The 18,402-nt window shown below is 35.4% G+C and carries 19 protein-coding genes and 4 pseudogenes; all 23 read right to left on the bottom strand.

The window, feature by feature from the left end; translation table 11 throughout:
• Positions 1–146: 146 nt before the first annotated feature.
• Positions 147–716, bottom strand: a complete 570-nt coding sequence (locus MHH90_RS03615; protein WP_014727594.1) for a hypothetical protein — start codon at positions 714–716, stop codon at positions 147–149.
• Positions 717–858: 142 nt separating this feature from the next.
• Positions 859–1,643 (bottom strand): annotated as a pseudogene (locus tag MHH90_RS03610) (ABC transporter permease).
• Positions 1,644–1,653: 10 nt separating this feature from the next.
• Positions 1,654–2,463: pseudogene (locus tag MHH90_RS03605) on the bottom strand (ABC transporter permease).
• Position 2,464: 1 nt separating this feature from the next.
• Positions 2,465–3,416: pseudogene (locus tag MHH90_RS03600) on the bottom strand (ABC transporter ATP-binding protein).
• Between the two features lie 407 nt (positions 3,417–3,823).
• Entirely contained in the window at positions 3,824–4,426 is a 603-nt protein-coding gene (locus MHH90_RS03595) for a response regulator transcription factor (RefSeq protein WP_113870333.1), read from the bottom strand.
• On the bottom strand, positions 4,423–5,505 hold the full coding sequence (locus tag MHH90_RS03590) for a sensor histidine kinase (protein WP_220016213.1): 1,083 nt from the start codon (positions 5,503–5,505) through the stop codon (positions 4,423–4,425). The genes MHH90_RS03595 and MHH90_RS03590 overlap by 4 nt, the downstream gene beginning before the upstream one ends.
• Positions 5,498–6,235, bottom strand: coding sequence for an ABC transporter permease (locus MHH90_RS03585; protein ID WP_014621744.1), 738 nt, complete (start codon positions 6,233–6,235; stop codon positions 5,498–5,500). Before MHH90_RS03585 ends, MHH90_RS03590 begins: the two co-directional genes overlap by 8 nt.
• Complete coding sequence (locus MHH90_RS03580) at positions 6,232–7,113, bottom strand: ABC transporter ATP-binding protein (protein ID WP_023909774.1); 882 nt, start codon at positions 7,111–7,113, stop codon at positions 6,232–6,234. Before MHH90_RS03580 ends, MHH90_RS03585 begins: the two co-directional genes overlap by 4 nt.
• Positions 7,106–7,285 (bottom strand): hypothetical protein, encoded by a 180-nt coding sequence (locus MHH90_RS03575; RefSeq protein WP_014608476.1) that lies wholly within the window; start codon positions 7,283–7,285, stop codon positions 7,106–7,108. Before MHH90_RS03575 ends, MHH90_RS03580 begins: the two co-directional genes overlap by 8 nt.
• 10 nt (positions 7,286–7,295) lie before the next feature.
• Positions 7,296–7,505, bottom strand: coding sequence for a hypothetical protein (locus MHH90_RS03570; protein WP_011681335.1), 210 nt, complete (start codon positions 7,503–7,505; stop codon positions 7,296–7,298).
• A gap of 149 nt (positions 7,506–7,654) precedes the next feature.
• Positions 7,655–7,906 (bottom strand): hypothetical protein, encoded by a 252-nt coding sequence (locus MHH90_RS03565; protein WP_340725783.1) that lies wholly within the window; start codon positions 7,904–7,906, stop codon positions 7,655–7,657.
• Positions 7,907–8,264: 358 nt separating this feature from the next.
• Positions 8,265–9,494: an MFS transporter permease gene (locus MHH90_RS03560; RefSeq protein WP_023909775.1), complete on the bottom strand. Its 1,230-nt coding sequence runs from the start codon at positions 9,492–9,494 to the stop codon at positions 8,265–8,267.
• Positions 9,472–11,211: an oligoendopeptidase F gene (locus tag MHH90_RS03555; RefSeq protein ID WP_340725782.1), complete on the bottom strand. Its 1,740-nt coding sequence runs from the start codon at positions 11,209–11,211 to the stop codon at positions 9,472–9,474. Before MHH90_RS03555 ends, MHH90_RS03560 begins: the two co-directional genes overlap by 23 nt.
• 37 nt (positions 11,212–11,248) lie before the next feature.
• Complete coding sequence (locus MHH90_RS03550; protein WP_340725732.1) at positions 11,249–12,424, bottom strand: IS256-like element IS1191 family transposase; 1,176 nt, start codon at positions 12,422–12,424, stop codon at positions 11,249–11,251.
• An 84-nt stretch (positions 12,425–12,508) separates the two neighbouring features.
• Positions 12,509–13,126, bottom strand: coding sequence for a ThiF family adenylyltransferase (locus MHH90_RS03545; RefSeq protein WP_220016815.1), 618 nt, complete (start codon positions 13,124–13,126; stop codon positions 12,509–12,511).
• Positions 13,127–13,499: 373 nt separating this feature from the next.
• Positions 13,500–14,375 carry an Rgg/GadR/MutR family transcriptional regulator gene (locus tag MHH90_RS03540; RefSeq protein ID WP_011681339.1) on the bottom strand — a complete coding sequence of 292 codons (876 nt, stop codon included), beginning with the start codon at positions 14,373–14,375 and terminating at the stop codon, positions 13,500–13,502.
• 177 nt (positions 14,376–14,552) lie between these two features.
• Positions 14,553–14,909: an NUDIX hydrolase gene (locus MHH90_RS03535; protein WP_014621749.1), complete on the bottom strand. Its 357-nt coding sequence runs from the start codon at positions 14,907–14,909 to the stop codon at positions 14,553–14,555.
• Entirely contained in the window at positions 14,909–15,193 is a 285-nt protein-coding gene (locus tag MHH90_RS03530; protein ID WP_011681341.1) for a hypothetical protein, read from the bottom strand. Before MHH90_RS03530 ends, MHH90_RS03535 begins: the two co-directional genes overlap by 1 nt.
• A 139-nt stretch (positions 15,194–15,332) precedes the next feature.
• Entirely contained in the window at positions 15,333–15,992 is a 660-nt protein-coding gene (locus MHH90_RS03525) for a DUF6572 domain-containing protein (RefSeq protein WP_011681342.1), read from the bottom strand.
• Between the two features lie 74 nt (positions 15,993–16,066).
• Positions 16,067–16,267 (bottom strand): annotated as a pseudogene (locus MHH90_RS03520) (ATP-binding cassette domain-containing protein); the annotation flags it as partial.
• A gap of 70 nt (positions 16,268–16,337) precedes the next feature.
• Positions 16,338–17,015 carry a hypothetical protein gene (locus tag MHH90_RS03515; RefSeq protein ID WP_014621751.1) on the bottom strand — a complete coding sequence of 226 codons (678 nt, stop codon included), beginning with the start codon at positions 17,013–17,015 and terminating at the stop codon, positions 16,338–16,340.
• Between the two features lie 137 nt (positions 17,016–17,152).
• Positions 17,153–17,818 (bottom strand): hypothetical protein, encoded by a 666-nt coding sequence (locus MHH90_RS03510; protein ID WP_011681344.1) that lies wholly within the window; start codon positions 17,816–17,818, stop codon positions 17,153–17,155.
• On the bottom strand, positions 17,805–18,326 hold the full coding sequence (locus MHH90_RS03505; RefSeq protein ID WP_011681345.1) for a YkgJ family cysteine cluster protein: 522 nt from the start codon (positions 18,324–18,326) through the stop codon (positions 17,805–17,807). Before MHH90_RS03505 ends, MHH90_RS03510 begins: the two co-directional genes overlap by 14 nt.
• Positions 18,327–18,402 lie beyond the last annotated feature (76 nt).

Below are 18,402 nucleotides of genomic sequence, written 5' to 3'. Positions count from 1 at the left end.
ATCTTTAATTTGATTCATTCTAAATACAATAACCATCAAAGAAGCATCTGAAGTCAGACTCAGATGCTTCTTTATTTTATTATTTCAACTTTTTCACTTATACATCCCCTTATGCTTCTTCAAATACTTCTTACCATACCAGTCTTCTACTGACTCGCCCTCCCAGTCACAGTATTCTTCAGGATATTTCCATTTGCAGTAGGCATGGAAATTCCATAAAAATAAGAAAATCCATCATTATCAGATTCATTACAATTCACATTCCTAAGAATTATACTCCCTCCACCAAGGTTGAAAACGTTATAAGTAAACACTTTAAAAGGCAGTAAATAGGCTCGTTTAATACATTTGACAACCAGTATGATGGAAATCCATATTAAGAAATAGACTAAATAGACATCCGCTGTTAAAAGCGGATATTTAGAAACGGGTAAGCTTAGATCGTTAGGATCAGAGTCATGAAAGGATAGAGAGGCAACTAGAATCATGAAATTGATAAATATAAGGCCAACCAAAGTCAGAAAAAGGCTTTGAAGACGTAATTTTATAGTGGGTTCTCCTTGTTTATAGTAGGCTTCCACCCTATAGAAAACATCTTTATTTTGATACTGAACAAGCCTGTCATCTTCTAAGACTAACTTGCGAAAGGGCTCACTTGCTTTATGTACATCTCCTTTAAGAGTGACATTCAAGGATTGGTAGTAGATAACTTCCAACTGATGGTACTTTAAGTCATTGCTTAACCCTTCGAAATAATCATTTCTTTTGTGCGCAATGATTATTTCATAAAGAGCGAGACAGACCTTTTTGTTTTCTTGGCCAGTGTAGATTCTGTGATGGTCAATTCATCTTTACCTCTTACGAACCAGCACTTTTATAGGCATCCAATCCCTATCCCAGAGTTTCAAGGAAATAAAAAAGAAAACAAGGGAAATCAAAATCAAACCACCGATGTTAAAGAGCCCATTCTTATCTTGCAAGAAATATCTAGCTGGATAATAATCCGTAAAGGCGAAAGGCACGATAAAACTGATCAACCAACGAAGGAGCGAATTGCAAATTGATATCGGGTACTTGGCAAAATCATTGAACATATAAAAAATATAAATCATGGCACCTGACTGCTTGGTCCAAAAAGCAATGCTGGCTGTTGCAATTTTCAAGGAAGTATAAATCAAGGTCGCAAAGGGAATACAGACTAGGAAAATCAGGAATTTTGGAAGAGTCCAAGCAATGCTTGATAATGTTGTCGCTAGTAAAACACCACCGACCAAGAGTTCACCCAAGGCATCAATCTGAAAGGTTTCAACTAGGATGTGGAAGAGAGGATTGATAGGACGAGTCAGATACTTGTCAAACTCCCCTTTTCGCACTAAACATTGTCCTAGTGCCCATAGATTGTCAAAAAAGAGATGATCCAGTCCCTTGGGAATCAAGGAAAATCCATAGATAAAAGCAATTTCTTGAAAAGTCCATCCTTCTAGGGATGGAATGTGTTGAAAGATGACATTAAGAAATAAGAGGTTCAAGCCTTGAGTCAGAAAGACTTCTAAGACACCAACCACAAAATCGACCTTGTACTCCATGATTTGCATGATGTATTGTCTGATAAAAATCAGATGCATGCGTTGATATTTTTTCATACTAACCTCCTTAAATGGTGATAAATGACTGGACTCGTTTCCAAATCAACTGAGACAAGCCCCACCATCACTAAGAGCCAAAAAAACTGGAGAAAAAGCGCCTGAAGCATCTGACTGGCATCGTATTTCCCAACAATAATCATTACCGGAGTGTAAATCAAGGATGAAAAAGGCAAGAGTGGCAGAATAGCTGAAACAACCTTTGGAAAGAAAGCCAAGGGAATCAGACTTCCTGACATAAAGGCCACTATGGAAGTCTTGAGTAGATTGAACCCCAAAGATTTTTAAACACAAAGGCTGTAAAACCAAAGCAGATATTAAAGAAAAAGTTAATCAGATAGGCGAGCGTTAAGCTAAAGAGATAAAGAATCGTCAATCCCAGCACTTCTACAATGCCTTGTCCAGACAAGATTTTCATCAAAATAATCACATTCAAAAATGGCAGGCCAACAGAGATAAAAATCAACCATTTGGAACCAAGCTCGGTAAAAAGATAAGAGGCAGAAAAATGCACTGGTCTTAATAAGCGCATGATAATGGAACCATCCTTTACCCCCTCCCCAATCATAAAGGAGCTGTCAGACCTGGTCAACAGATTGGTCACAAAACTCATGATGATGTAGAGGGTAATATCTTCCATACTGAAGCCCTGAATCAAAGGCTCATGGGAAGAATCAAAGACTGCCTCCCAGAGATAAAAGGCCACAAAGGCTCCCATGACATACCCAATCCGATAAAGAATAAAATTGACTCGGTAGGTGATTAATTCCTGAACACCTGCATTAATAAAGGGTTTATAACGTTGCCACAATTTGATCATCTTAGAGCTCCTTTCGATAGAAGTGGCGGATAATATCCTCGATATCCGTATCTACCATACTCAAATCGAGGATTTCAAAATCAGACAGGGCTTGCTTGATAATATCGGATGACTGGTAGCGTTAACTATCGAATTCAATGTTGAGGCTATTCCCCTGTCTATCCATAATGATTTCAGGCAGGCCTTCATAGTGAGAGAGTCTTCATCTTGCCAAAAGTTTCCTTGAGTTGGCTCACCGTTCCATCAAAAATCTCCTGACCCTTGTCAATCATAAAAATCCGATCACAGAGTTGCTCAATATCACTCAGGTCATGAGTGGCCAAGAGAATGGTTGTTTTTTCCTCCTGATTGATCTGGGTAATAGCCCGGACGAATGTTATCCTAGACCGAAACGTCCAAACCAATGGTCGGCTCATCTAAAAAGAGCACCTTGGGAGTGTGAAGCAAGGAAGCTGCAATATCCGCCCGCATCCGTTGACCCAGTGAAAGAGTCCGAACAGGATCCTTGATAAATTCCCTCAAATCCAAGACTTCACTCAAAAAGTCCATTCGCTTATGGAAGAGCTAGTCTGGCACATAGTAAATCTTCTTCAAAACCGTGTAAGTCTCTTGCAATGCCAAATCCCACCATAATTGGGTTCGTTTCCCAAAAACAACTCCAATGTCCTTGACATAATCTTGACAATTGTCCTGCGGAATCTTGCCATTAATCCGACAAAAACCAGATGTGGGTTTCAAAATTCCTGTCAGCATTTTAATGGTGGTCGACTTCCTAGCACCATTTGCCCCGATAAAACCTAGAATCTGCCCCTTTGGCACCTAAAAGGTCAAATTCCTTGACCTCTTCAAAGAGTCTGCTTTTTAGGATGAATAAAGGAACGCAAAGCCCCCTTCAGGCCCGGTTCCTTAACAGTCTTAACAAAATTTTTCTGAAGATGTTTCACTTCTATCATTTCGTGTCATCTAAACACAAAAGGCCGATTCCTCATCTCCTAAAATCTGCCTTCTTTTTCACAGAGAAGGCCTCAGTGTGACTCTATTATAAAGCAGTTAAGAAGGAAACCAAGTATTATTCTCACAAAAGAGAAAATAGTTTTGATACTTGAAAAAACAAAAAAGTCTGTCTAAAAAGACAGACTCAGAATGTAGGATATAAAGCATTTATAGGAAAACATCCTTGGCGGTATATGGCACTGAAGGATTGGTATATAAAACAAATCTTTTAGCCAACAAGTCAGTATTAGAGTTGGCTTTGGAACTCTTCCAAGGAAGTTTCACTTAAAAATACTTCACTCTTACTAATTAATCTAATTTCAATTTTTAATTTAATCATAATGATAGAAAATTTACCTACTTCTCCTCATCCCAACCAGTCTTTTTCTTTGGCAATGCGGACGGCGTCTGTTCGATTGCCTGCATCGAGTTTGGTCAGGATGGCTGTCATGTAATTTCGAACTGTTCCATTTGAGAGGAAGAGGCTTTCTGCGATTTCTTGGTTAGTTGAACCTTCGGCAACCATGACCAAGACTTCTTGTTCACGTTGGCTAAGTGGATTATTGTCAAAGGCGACACCTTCAACTAGCTCTGGCGAGTACTCCTTTTGACCTGCTAGGACGGTATGGATGGTCGCCATAAGGTCACTGATGGAACGCTCTTTGAGCACATAAGCATCCACCTGGGCTGCAAGGGCTCGTTTAAAATAGCCTTTACGTTTGAAGGTGGTCACAATAACGACCTTCGTTTCTCTTTGGTTGGCACGGATCCACTCTAGGACATCAAGACCTGTCTTAACTGGCATTTCAATGTCTAAAATTGCTACGTCGACCTCTTCTTTTTTCAAGAGAGCAATGGCTTCTTGACCATCACTGGCCGCATGGACATCTTCGACATCGTCTTCCAACATGAGGAGTTGGCAGAGGGCATCCCTCAACATTGACTGGTCTTCGGCGACTAATAATTTCATGCTTTTCCTCCCTCTTTCAAATGCACACGAATCATGGTTGGATGCGATTGAGACAGAATTTCCAAGTCTCCATCTACCAAACTGAGGCGCTCTCTGATACTGTGTAGTTCTTGTCCAGTGACTTCCTCAAAGCCACAACCATCATCCTCAAACTCAAGGATAATACCTTGATCACGTCTTAGACGAATCTGACAGCTATCAGCCTGGCTATGTTTGATGACATTATTGGCCAGTTCACGAAGTACCATAGATAAGGTAGACTGAGTAACTGGTGACAGGCTGTCTAAGTCAAGGCTACTATCCACGGTCAGGACGATATCAGATAGGTCAAAGAGTCGCTCAAGTTCCAGTAACTCCTCTGCCACCGTTCGGTACTTAAGCTTATTGACAATCTCACGCACCTCATACATGGAGTCACGACTTATCTGATTCAATTCTTCCAGATTCTTTCTAGCAGCTTCATACTGCTCCTTGTCCATCTGTTTTAGAGCCAACTCGGTTTTGAGACTCATCATGGCAAAGGTGTGTCCCAAGGTATCGTGCAAGTCACGACCAATACGATTACGTTCATTTTCAGCTGATAGGATATTGATGGTACGGTTGGCTTCTTCCATCTTTCTCTCCTGACGCATACGGTTTTGAAAATAGTACATTCCCAAAGAAAAGAGGGGAATAACCATAGACAGCAGGTGGGTACTCAAATCGTCTGTCAATAGGAAGGATGATGACGTCAAAATCAAGAGTGTCGCTAGAAAGGATAAGAAGCGATAAGATGATATGCTATCCTCAAAGCGCCAAACGAGAAGATTGACGTTGAAAAAAATAAACCACATCATCCCCCCCTGGAAGGTCAGGGTCATAAAGATAATGTAAGCTAGAGTGTAAAACCACAGAAAGGGAATCCACTTACTATAAGCTTTTTTCAAATACACCATCAGGAGATAAGCGATGGTAAACAGTCCAGTCAAAACTAGGGTCCAAACTGGAAAATACCCACCAAAGACTCCCAATACTGGAAAGACAAGGAAAATCAGACTAACAAAATAAGCGAAATCATTTTTCTGGTAAGTTCTAAACATGGTCACTTTCTCTGTAAGATTTAATAAAAAGGGCTAAGCCTGTAGCTATTGTAGCATAGACCAGGATAAAAATGAGTGATTTCCATGAAAATTCCCCTTTTTTCGCAAAATTGACTACCAACTGATTAATATGATAGATGGGTGTCCACTCCGAAATGTGCTGAACCCATTTTGGAAACATGGTAACTGGCATCCAAGAACCACCGATAATAGCAAGTCCAAGAAAGACGATATTTCCGACAATAGCCATGATTTGTTGAGACTTAATTTGGGCTAGGAGCAAGCCAAAGGATAGGAAGACTAGGCTTGACAAGAGTAAAAGAGCCCCTGAACCAAGCCAATGTGATAATGGCATCTTAACATCACGCACAAAAGCTCCTACACAGAAAGTTACGATGATAGCAACCATAAAGTTCATAAGAACTCGGAAGATTTTAGAGAGGTAGTAGGCCTGAATACTGATTTTTGAATGTTCGATATAGGTTAGCCAATGCTCCGTTTGATCCTCTCTAAGCATGTAGGGAAAGGTAAAGAAACCAAAGCTGGACATAGAGAATCCTGTCATGGTCAGCATATAGGACAAAATAAAGGCTTTTTGTGACTCTGGGTCAGGACTCATTTCCATACCTGAATACAAGAGGAAAAATCCGACGGGCATTCCGATAGACATGATAAAGACGGGCCAACTGCGCCATGTTTTTATCCATTCGATTTTAAGTAGTGCTTTCATGACTTGTCCTCCCTTGTGCTATCAAATAAGCTATCTAAAAGTGTTTTGTTTTGAATTTCAATGTCAGAAATGCGACAGCCGTGAGCTTGTAAACTACTCCATACACTTTCAATATCTTTAGTCATAAAGGTTACAACATCACGTTTTTCAGTCACATCATAAATGGCTGCCAGTTTGTCAAGACTTGGTGCAAAGCGACTTGCTAAAGTGACTTGTTTTTCCTTTTCCTCGCTACGCATGGCATGTGGCGTAGTATCCCTGATGAGTTTCCCTTGATGAAGGACCAAGATACGGTCAGCTGTGTGTTCGACTTCTTCGATGTAGTGGGATGAATAAAGAATGGTTACACCTGACTTTTTCAGGTCATTAATGATTTCCCAGAAACGTTGGCGTGTCGTAGTGTCCATCCCTGCTGTCGGCTCATCTAAAAAGAGAATGTCAGGCTTGCCAATTAGACATAGAACAAAAGCAAGAAGACGTTTTTGTCCCCCTGAAAGTTTGTCCGCAAACTGCTGATACTGGTCGTCTTTGAATTGTAAGAGTGCTTGAATCTCTACTTTAGATAATCCATTATCAGAAATATCTTGGAAAAAAGCAATCAGTTCCTTGACTTTCAATTGCGAGGGAATGGTATTTTCTTGGAGAAGGACCGCAATTTGATCTTGAGCTTTTCCCTTTTTACCCTTGATAAAGACTTGACCGCTACTGGCTTTCTTATCACCAAGAATACAGGACATCAAGGTCGTTTTACCAGCACCATTTGGCCCAATTAAAGCAAGACAGTCGCCTTGCCCCACCTCAAAGCTAATATGGTCTAAAATCGTTTTCCCTTTGATCTTTTTGACAAGATTTGTGACTTGAAGGACTGCTTCACTCATGTTTGTGATTTCCTTTCTTTTGGTAGAAGGCTAAAAAGACATAACAAGCTGCAACTGAGACACCCATAACACTGTAGAGAATACCACTACTACCATGAAGTACGACATAGACAAAGAGGGTGATCCAAATTGTAGCTAGGAGTATGATGCTCAGTAGTTTCAATAGTTTCATGCTAGATCTCCTAGTTTTTCAATTCATTAATGACAAGGTCGATAAAACTTTTAGCCATAGTGATGAGAATGTAGGCTGAGATAGACAAGCCAATAATCATGCCAAGATTTGAGAAAATAGCTTCAAAGTTGCCTTTTTCAAAGATATCAGTAAACATGCTAAGTCCAGCAAAGACAGTTGCGATAACAGCGTAGACAAGGTAAGATGTTTTGATTTTCATGAGATGACCTCTTTCGTTTTTATTATTTCTAAGTTATGACTAAAGTATATCTTTTTGGTCACTCTCTTTTTAGCACCAAATGTCATGACATGATATGACATTTGTCATGTGACGTAAAAAAAGCCGACCCAAGGTCAGCTTCTTACTGTCTAATATCGATCAGCGAGTTCGTAAAAAGTGCGGACGACACGTCCTTTATAATGCACTCTGACTTTCCGTAGCCAAAGGCTATCACCCTTTTCAAGAATATTAAAGTTAGATTGGCTGACGAAAAAGTTACGTTTAGTGTCACCAACCTTAACGACTAGGAAATGATTAGCCCTTGTTCTTGGTGCTTTGGTAATTCTCTTTCCAATGATGACGCCAACAACCTTAGACCGATCCTCGCTATAATAACCCATCTTGGTTAAGACAAAAAGTAGATAATCAATCCTATCTAAATATTTAGTGTAGCGATAAGTATTAATCGTTGGCGCCTTGTGTTTAGGCTACAAAAAATGAAGGTTTAAATTAGAACGAACAAGCTCATAATCTTTTCTCCACTTTTCATAATCATTGTTATGAAAATCGGCAATCTGCTTTCTACCACAAATAATGTCGGCCGCAAGTCGAATCTTTCATCCTTCAATCATGATGGGAGATTTTAACATGATAAATTGCAAGAATAAGTGCAACAGCTAGAGCAAAGGCAGTCCAATCTTCTGGTAATATCTACTACTTGGAAATGGAGCCCAAATATCAAAATGGTAAGGAGTAAATCTATTCTTTCTCATTGGTCAATTTAAGTGTTAATAATAAAACTATAAAAGCGCAGATTGAGTATAAAAGCCAAGCTGATTGAATAGCAAACAAACTAAAAATAGTAAAAATGATATTTCCAATTGGCATAGCCAACATGAAAAGCAAAGATAACAATGCACCACTTCTTGCTAAAAGCTCGCTAGGAAGTGAAGACATCAAGAGACTATTTATTTTGGGATTAATTTTACCGCTCAAGTAAAATAAAAACGCTAGTCCAAACATAGATAAAACTTGGGGCCCACCAAGACTATTATTCAGAGATATAGCAAAAATGATAATTGAATCTAAAAATATTATTGAAATGAGACGTAATTTTGAAAAATAATCATGAGGACTTATGGTTCCTATAATACTAAAAAGTATCATTATAATCTGCAATATAAATACTGACTGACTAAATGTTAATCCAAAAAGAGGTACTTTTAAAAAAGATATATTATATATAGCTGAAAAACCACTACCTAAAGCATTAATAAGTAAAATAGATAGTAACATTAATGTGAAATTTGTCTTTTCAGACTTTTGAAAAACTTCTTTTAAACCTAAATAAGTTTCTTTAATTTTTAAAACAAATGATTTTTGATATATCTCCACATTAGTATGCAATAAAAACTTTTTGTATTTAATTAGTATAAATGACGATGCAAAGAACGATAAAGCATTAAAAACTGCGACAAGGCCAAAATTATCATTTGAAATTGTCAACACATATACGCCTAAGGCTTGACCAGAAAAATTACAAACATATGAAATAAATTGATTTACAGAATGTGCTTCTATTAGATTTTCTTGTTTAACTGTATGTTGAAAAATAGGGAGCTCTAGCCCACCTCTATAGTCACTAATAATATCTGAGACTATATTAATTAAACATATTATAGAAAATGCCAACCAAGTTGTAGTCTGAGTCAATAATCCAACTAATATGAACAAAATAGATTGAACGAATCCCAGTAAAATCAACCACCTCCTTTTTAATTTTGTCTCATCAGCCTTTATTCCTATATATAATGTAAAAAATACAGGAATTAAGACAATAATATTAGCAATACCTACAGCTAATTTGTTATTAGGCATAGTAGCAGCAAAAGATACAAAAACTAGATTATACATAGATGAACCCAATTTATTAAAAAATGCAGATATAGCTAAAGCTCTAAAAGATTTATTTTCCCTTAAAATATTCATCTTTCATTTCCTCCAAAAAAAAATTATTTAAAAAATTATTTATTTCAGATACATAGGATTCTATTAAACTCTCAATTTCTATATTAAATTCGTTTTTTATTGAGTCAATAGTAAATGTTGAAATGGACGCTATAATAGAAATTATTTCTCCAAATGAATAATTAAGTTTTTTAGAATATTTATAAATACCTAAAGCAATAATATCTGAAAACACTGCATCATAAGCATAAAAATGCTTTGAATACAGCATGCTATAGTCAATGAAGTTGTACTGTGTGTATTCTAGTAATTCTGGAAGTAAACCAATTGAGTTAAAAAACTCTGACTTAATCTTCAAAATATCCTCTATAGAAGAATTTTTACTTAAATTCAAAACATTATAATCAATTTGACAAAATACATATTGGTAAAAAGATTTTCTAAAAAATACAGATAATTTTTCCTGACTATCGGCAACAAATAACTCACCTAATTTTGCAAAAATTTCCCAAAAGCTTTTAGGAATTTTATATAATTCATTTAAATGTAATCGTTCCTTAAACAGATCATAAGAATATGCATGCATCAGCTCATGGGATAATCTCATTACCCCCATAAAATTTTCTTGATATGTCATTATTATTTTCGATGTCTTTGTATATGGGTTATAGAGAGTAAAATTCTTATGAGTTTTACCTGCTCTTTTTTCACAATCGATAAATCCATTGTTACGATAATTTTCAACAAAATTGAAAAATTCTTTATCGTCTATAGCTCTTAAAATCATCTCGAAAGCATCAGTAGCTACTATCTTTTCCGATTCTAAAAATTCAAATTCCAAAAAATCATATTTATCAAGATTCTTAGTATTAATAGAAACTCTAAGATTTTTAGAAATCAACTCAATAAAGTCGAAGCCATATCGTGTTTTTAATTGCCGTGATATATTTTCTATAAATTTTTTTCTCTTATTTAAGAGACTGTTATATACATCTTTGAATTTAGGAGAGAAGACAAAATTTTTATAATCCAATAAAATATCATCGAATATAGGGATATTACGTCTAAACTTAGAGTAATTTACAATTGGAATCCCATTTTTCTTATAGTAATCAGCCTTTAATGTTTCTAGTTGCAAAATTTCCGATCTAAAGTGGTCTTCAATAGAATCTCCATAAATTCTATTAAAAAGAAAATCTAGATGGTTATTGAGATATTTATAATTTTGATTAGTAATATCTGTACAGAAAGTCAGATATGTATAGTAATTAAACTCGAAGACTTTTTTTATTATTTCTTCTTTATCGAAATCTGTTGTATGCTGTAAAATATACTCTATCTTCAATATTTCTTGTTCTATATTCCTAAATATATATCTTTTTTCAAATTCATTAAGATTTAAATATCTCAAATTTTGAGTATAGATAGTGTTCAATCTAAAATTAAAAAATAATATGTCATCAACTTTAAGATAAAAACTTTTAATGAGGGTATTAAAGGCTAAAGATGCACTCATGAGCCCTTTTGCTATCGTTCCTGTATTATGGGATATAAACTGTGTTTTCAAGAGATAAGGTTGTTCATTAAAATAATTCAAAAAGACTTGTTGATTCTCTTTAGTCATATGATATACAATTAATTCTTCTTGAGAATATCCTGTCAAAAACAGAGTATAATTATATTTAGACATTTTAGAGATTAATAATTTTATTAAATTACCAGTTGAAGATACTGTCAATAATTATGTGTAAACACTCAAGTAGAGTTGAAGAATGTTAATCAAATAAGCTTTCAAGTGTGTCAGCACATTGGCCAAACCCTTTATGGATGCGTTGATTTTGCTTGAAATTATAATCTTCAAACAGGGTAACTAAATAACGTTCCAGAGCCTCCTCGTTAGGAAAAAGAACCTTCTTTTTCGTTTGACGTTTGATTTCTTTGTTAAGAGACTCAATGAGGTTTGTCGAATAAATGCTATGCCAAATCTGGTAGGGAAACTGATAAAAAGTTAAAAGATTATCCGTATTCTCCAGACTTTCCATGACTTTCCTATACTTTGGTTTCCATTCGGCGATAAAGTTCTCTAAAATTTGCACTGCCATTTCTAAATTTTCAGCACGATAAATCGTTTTAAATTGCTCCAGAATAACCGCTCTATCTGCTCGTTTCACTTTACTAGCTAGATTTCGACTAATATGAATTAAGCAACGTTGTTGTTTAGCTAATGGGTAAGCCTGATTGATAATCTGTTCAAGCCCCTTGAAGCCATCGGTCACTACAAGAGAAACCTGTTGGATTCCTTGGTTTTGAAGCTTGTCTAACAGGGTGGACCAAGAAGCATTGTTTTCATTTGGGGCGATTTCATATCCAAGAACAGCCTTCTGTCCTTCTGGTGTAATGCCAAGTGCGATATGAATACATTCTTTACTAACGGTTCCACGTCTTAAGGGGAGATAGGTTCCGTCAAGAAATAAAACAGAGTAATTGGCTTCTAAGCTTCGCTCATGAAAAGTAGCGACATTCTCCTGAGTTGCTTTTGAGATATTAGAAATTGTGGCAGGACTATAGTGATGACCATACATTCGCTCGATGATATCACTAATTTCTCGAGTCGTTACACCGGTTTGATAGAGTTTGATAACCATCTCTTCCAAGTGGTCATCTCGACGTCCATAAGCGGGAAGCAAAGCTGGACTAAAGTTCCCATTACGATCTCTAGGAATACTCAACTGAACAGTCCCATATTTGGTTTCGAATTTCCGTGCATAGCTTCCGTTACGACTATTCCCAGAATTATAGCCTAATTTATCGTAAGGTTCATACCCTAAAAAGGCTGATAACTCTGCTTGAAGCAGATCATTCATTGCTGTTTCAAGAGAAGTACGGAAAAATTCATCAATATCTTGCTTTTGGGCTAGGAAGTTAAGTAGTTCTGTGGTAAACTGAGTCATAGGAATAAATCTCTTTCTAGTAATGTTTTGCAACTCTACTATAACGGATTTATTCCTTTTTGTGTTTACACAACTTATTTTACACTACCCAGTTGAATCATCAGCACAACAAAATATAATATCTGGTTTTATATCATACAGATTCTTTTCAATATTATCAACCGAAAGATAATCATCGATCGTTTCTTTTATACTACTGATTTTTTCTCGAAGTGTCTTAGTTTTTAATTGTCCAACATCAGATATAGAATACCCTAGTTGTGCAGTAATATTTTTTAATTCAACACTATCGCCATCAATAACTACAATATTTTTAAAACCAAATTTATCTAATTCATAAACAAGAGGTGCCCCGACAGTTCCAAGACCAATTATTAATATTTTCTTATCAATTATAGATTTATACTGTAAATTAGGTTCAATATCGTTATGTAATGATAAAAATTGTATATTCCTAGATAATCGTTGATAATCATCCCATTCATCTTCATTAATTTCAAAAACAAGAGAATTTTCTTTCAGAAGGTTATATATATCAATGTTATTATATGAAAAATTTTTATCTAAATATTTCATTTCCTCCCACAGTTCTTTTATACAAGGAGAATGAATCACTTTCTCTCCCCCTTTACATGCAGGATACATAATTATATCTTTTTCTCTCTTGACAAAACCTCTTCCGGATTTTAGTATATATTTCATTTTAAATCTACTGAACACATATGCAAAAATTAAGAAAAAGTGGTGATAGCTATATACCACTTTTTCTTGTTCTTAGATTAACAAGCAATAAAGCAACCGCCATTACATACTTGTTCTTCTACTTCGATATCTTCGATAAACATATGCCTGTTCTCCTTTCGTTATGATATCCCAATTATAACTTATTTATGTCACAAAATTAAAAAATTGAAGATATGAAATTTTTTAATAAATTTATTTCATATCTTCAATTTTGCTGAATTGATAAATTTTATGTTAGTATAACAGTCAAACTATTGATTAGGAGGATACAGCATGAAAAAAGTAATAGCCATTTTTCTCTTTATACAAACTGTTGTGGTAATAGATATTATTATCTTTCCCCCTTTTGGTTAGTTCTTAGATATTGGGATAGTCTCTGTTCTAATATCTTAGAGAGACCTAATTGTTCTATTTCAGAAACTTTTAAAATATATTGCTCAACTTCTTCAAGATTAACACTATTTTCTATTAAGTAGGAGTATACTAGGACTAAAAAATTTAATAAAATTATTTCAAACGTATCAAATACATCAAGAATCATTCTTAACTGATTGACAAAAAAGTTGAAATGAGTTGTTAATCTCCGTTCTACTAACTCAGAAATTAAATTTAAATATGTATACTTTAAAGCCTTTCTAAAATCTAACAAGGGACTATAAATTTCTGAGCGTGATACCAGTTCTTTTCCTAAAAATAACAAATCTGTGTCAGATAGGAAAGGCATAGTATTCCCAAAAAGATGGATTTCATAAGCAGTCCAATCTTCAATATCAAATAAATAATTCGATAAAAATTTGCTATCATCTAGAGATAAAGTGAAATCTCTATCAATTAGATGAATAGCATTTTTTATCACCAAAGTATTTAATTTATCATATAACAATTGACTTTCTTTGTATTTGTCAAGTAGCTTAAGCAATGATTGTTTATCGTTTTCTGCTGATAGCTTCGAAATTTTATTCATAAGTAACTGATGTTGAGTAGGTTTATAATCTCTAAGAGCAAATCCAAATTCTGAAAATGTTAAATTAATACCTTCAATTACTTCTAACATCTTATCAGCAGAAAGCATAGTTTGGCCAGATTCAAATTTTGATAATTGAGAAACTGATAATTTATTTTTTGCAACATCCTTTTGTTTAACTTTTCTAGCAATTCTCAACTCTTTATAGAATTCACCTAATTTTAATAATTCATTAGAATCCATGTCATTATTCCTCCTTAGCAAACTCCATCTCACAAAATATTATTATCATTCCTAAAAAGTCTATTATTAGTGATCATACCATTTATTCATTGCTTTAATTACTTTCAATTTTTTTCGTTTCTAAATGACTATTTCATAATATCATATAAGTATGGTACTATACTTTCCCCGTCTAAATCAGCTAAATTTTTTTATCCACTTATACTCCACATGTTCTTCTGGATCTAATTTAATATTGATATTTTCATTTTGAAGTAAGTTGGCACTATAGACAAGTCTTGTAAATATCTTATTATTATCTATATTACTATCTTCATGAATAATGTTTTCTAATGAAATAACTAGGCCAACTTCCTCTTGACACTCTCTGATTGCAGCTTGTCTAGGAAGCTCCCCATCTTCTACACTCCCACCTGGAATATCCCAATAAGAGGGATAATAATTTTTTTCTCCTCGTTTAATATCACTACGTTTTATTACAAGATATTTATTTTTAAACATTATCAAACTATGTGCTATTAATTTATTTTCCATTAATTTTCTTTCCTTTCTCTTGTTCTGTAATTGATACTTCTTAATAATCGTTTTTTCTTTCCATAATTAGACTTTTTATCTTTTAATTGTAAAGTGTCTATTACATCTATAGCATATGGTAGAGTATTTGTTGTAAACTCTATTTCAATTTCATAGTCAATTTGTCCGTTATAATAATTTTTATCCAAATAGATGATAATCCCTTTTATAATTATTGAATACCGTTCTGTAACTAATAATCCAATTTTCTCAAATAATAAGCCATTATATTTTTTTTGGAACATTATCAAATTGTTTGATTAGAAAGCTATTTTTTATGTGCATAGGAAGAAAATTTATTTTTTTGACATTTCGATACTTGAAACATACATAGAATTCCCACTCTGTTTTATTTTAAAAAGAAAGCGTCTTTCGCTCTCTTTATCACTCCGGCAATTCTAGCTTCAAACTCATATCCGTTGGTTGCAATACCTTCTGAACAGCAGCTAAAAAAGCTAAACCATTATCAGACGGAGAGTACTGGAATGTAATATGGATGACTTTTTTGTCAAAGCTATCGCCATATCGCTCCACATACTGCTTGCTTTCGAGGAAGTGAATATAATTGTTAATTTTTTCTTGCAGAATTTCAAGATGGACGGCTTCTATTTCTTCCTCCCAGTCGACTGAATCCACCAGAAGAAGTTCCAAATGATTATCAACTGTACCAATAGCGTCAAGTTCAGTTGGCTTAAGTTCTGAAGAGATGGCTTGGGTGACAATTTGTCTAAATTCCTCTGCTGTAAAAAGACAACGGCTATTTTCAGGATTTTTCAAAATAAAGGAAGGATGATCTTCGATGAAGAGCTTATCGGATTCATCTTGTGTATACTCTTTTTTAGATTTCCAAAAACCATATTGCGCATAATTCATCAACTCTTTACCAGTATGTTCTCCCGACATATAGCTGTCAGCAGCTTCTTTGGGAATTTCTCTAATCACTTCTGGGCAGGTAATATTAAAAGTTGGATAACGCAAGAAATACTTATCCCCATCTTGACAGATTTCCAACATGTCTTTTTGACTTACATAAATTGATTCCATTCTTATATCCTTTGTCTTCTACCAAATATCTTAGAATTCTCCCAAAATGTGTCCAAAATATTGACAGAATTCCACTTGCCTTCGATGAGGACTTGCCCACTACTGTGTTTTTTATCGCCAAGAATACAGGACATCAAGACAGTCTTACCCGCCCCATTAGGTCCAATCAAGGCGACACAATCTCCCTGTTTAATCTCAAAACTAATATCCTCTAAAATTGTCTTCCCCTTGATTCTTTTTCCAAGAGACGTGACTTGAATAACCGTTTCACTCATACCTGTGATTTCCTTTCTTTTGTATAGGAACCATCCTAATTGACAAAAGAGCTGATATCATTGGACTCCCTTAATACTCCACTTCTAGCTCAGTGCAGAAGAGACTTCCGCTCAGATGAAGTCTCGTTTCAACTTGTTCTAAATCAGATTCAAAACGATCCACCTTTACAGATGATAGGGGATGTGAGATTCCAGTGGTGTCCATGACACAACCATGAGGAAGTCGAATATGAACTTCACCAAACTTAGCATCAAGATGAACTGCTACCTGACTTGATGCAAAGCTGGCTTGACTCAAATCCAGCCACAGCTCACCGAAAGCCATATTCATATCAACCGTTTCGACTTCTTGAGAATAGATGCGATACCTATCCTCAGCCATATATGTCTTAACAGAAATATGTGGTCCTTCTTGGTCGTTCTTATTGACCTTATAGTCTTTAGTGAGATCTTTCTTTTGACTACGGCCATATAGCAACTCTAAAGCCAAACCTATTAGAAAGATACCGCTAAAGAGATTCCACTGTGCAAAGTCAAGGTTTAACAAGTCATGAACATAGGGTGATAAGAAGGCCAAACCAAGAAAAATAAGGAGAGGTCGCCTATTCAAGATACCAAAACAAAAGAAGGCCAAGAAGAAGACCAGATTATAGTTGACCATGATCCAAAAATCTGGAATAAAGGCACTAGCGATAAAACAAGCTGCTAGTAAAAGCAACAAGAAGGACCGAAGATTAAATCGTTCCATAAGAAAACTCCTTTCTAAAGAAATGATTGCAATTTTCCAATTATTTTCACTATCAGTATAGCACTATTTGTAAACGTATTCAATGTTATATTAAAAGGATTTGCAAGAAAAAAAGAGCTTTCGCTCTTTCATCATTTTCAATGTTTGACAGTTATTTGTCCAAAGGATACTGAGCCTGTTAGAGAAACTGTAGTGCTTGATAACTCTCGCTCTCCTAGACTATCGTAGCCTTTCACTCCTGCTAGGCTTGTATGAAGCCCATGTGTATCCACTTGCCAATCCTTGGGCACTCGAATGATAACCTGAGAAAAATTTGCCTGAACCACAATCTGAGGTCGGTCCGTCATAAACTGAGCCTGACGCAAATCCAAGGTCAAACGCCCAAAATCAGCATTGGCATAGACAGTTTCAAGATTCTGAGAAGTCACCACTTGCACAGACTCTGAAAAAAGAGTCTTAGCAAAAATTTCTCGCTCATGTTCTTTAGACACCTTGTAAGAGAATTTTTTCTTATAACTTGGCTTGCTCAAACGGTCCACTGCAATCCCCAAGATAAGAATCCCTACAAAGAGAGTCCATTCCGAATAGTCCAAGCGAAAAAGGTCATGTATGTAGGTTGATAGAAAGGCCATCCCCAAGAAAAAGAGAAATTTTCCCTTAGATTGCCAGCTCAAAAGCACAAAAAGCAAGGCTAAAATCAACTTATAATTAAAAGCCAAATACAAATCTGGAATAAAAGCTGTTGCGATAAAATAGGCTGCAATGATAAGTAAGGTAATAACACCTGAATTAAAGCGTTTCATAACAAGTCCTCCCTAAAATCCTGTCCTTGAGTTTTTCCACAAAAAGGTAGGCTGCTGGACAGAAAAGCGTATTTTTTATAGTCAGATGATTGATCTGATAGATTTTCTTACGATCCGTGTGAGGAAAGGCTGCACAAGCCTTAGGACGGACATCATAAATATCACAGAGATTATCAGGCCCTAAAAAAGGACAAGGCATAGACTTGAAGACCTTGTCGCCATCCTCATCTACCTGCAGGTACATCTCTTCGAAGGCAGGTAATTTCATTCGAAAATGCTTGGCAATGCGAGTAATGTCCTGCTCTGTGAAGTCGGGACCAAGCGTCTTACAACAATTAGCACACTGGGTACAATCAATCTCCTGAAAGACTTCATTGTGCACCTCCTGAACAATCTTATCTAAATTTTTAGGAGCCTTCTTCTTAAGTTGTGCTAGAAACTTACGGTGCTCCCCCTGCTTTTGACGTGCCAATTCCTCATAACGTTTGACATCAATAGTCTGTGACATGTGTTTTCTCCGATGATTTATAATTCTTTCATCTATTATAGCATAAAAGAAATAGAGCCTAGCTTGAACTAGACTC

Origin of the sequence: Streptococcus sp. FSL E2-3488 (genome assembly GCF_038003585.1) — a bacterium.
Taxonomy (GTDB): domain Bacteria; phylum Bacillota; class Bacilli; order Lactobacillales; family Streptococcaceae; genus Streptococcus; species Streptococcus thermophilus.
Note: the sequence above shows the minus strand (reverse complement) of the source record. Positions and strands in the feature narration are given on the sequence as shown.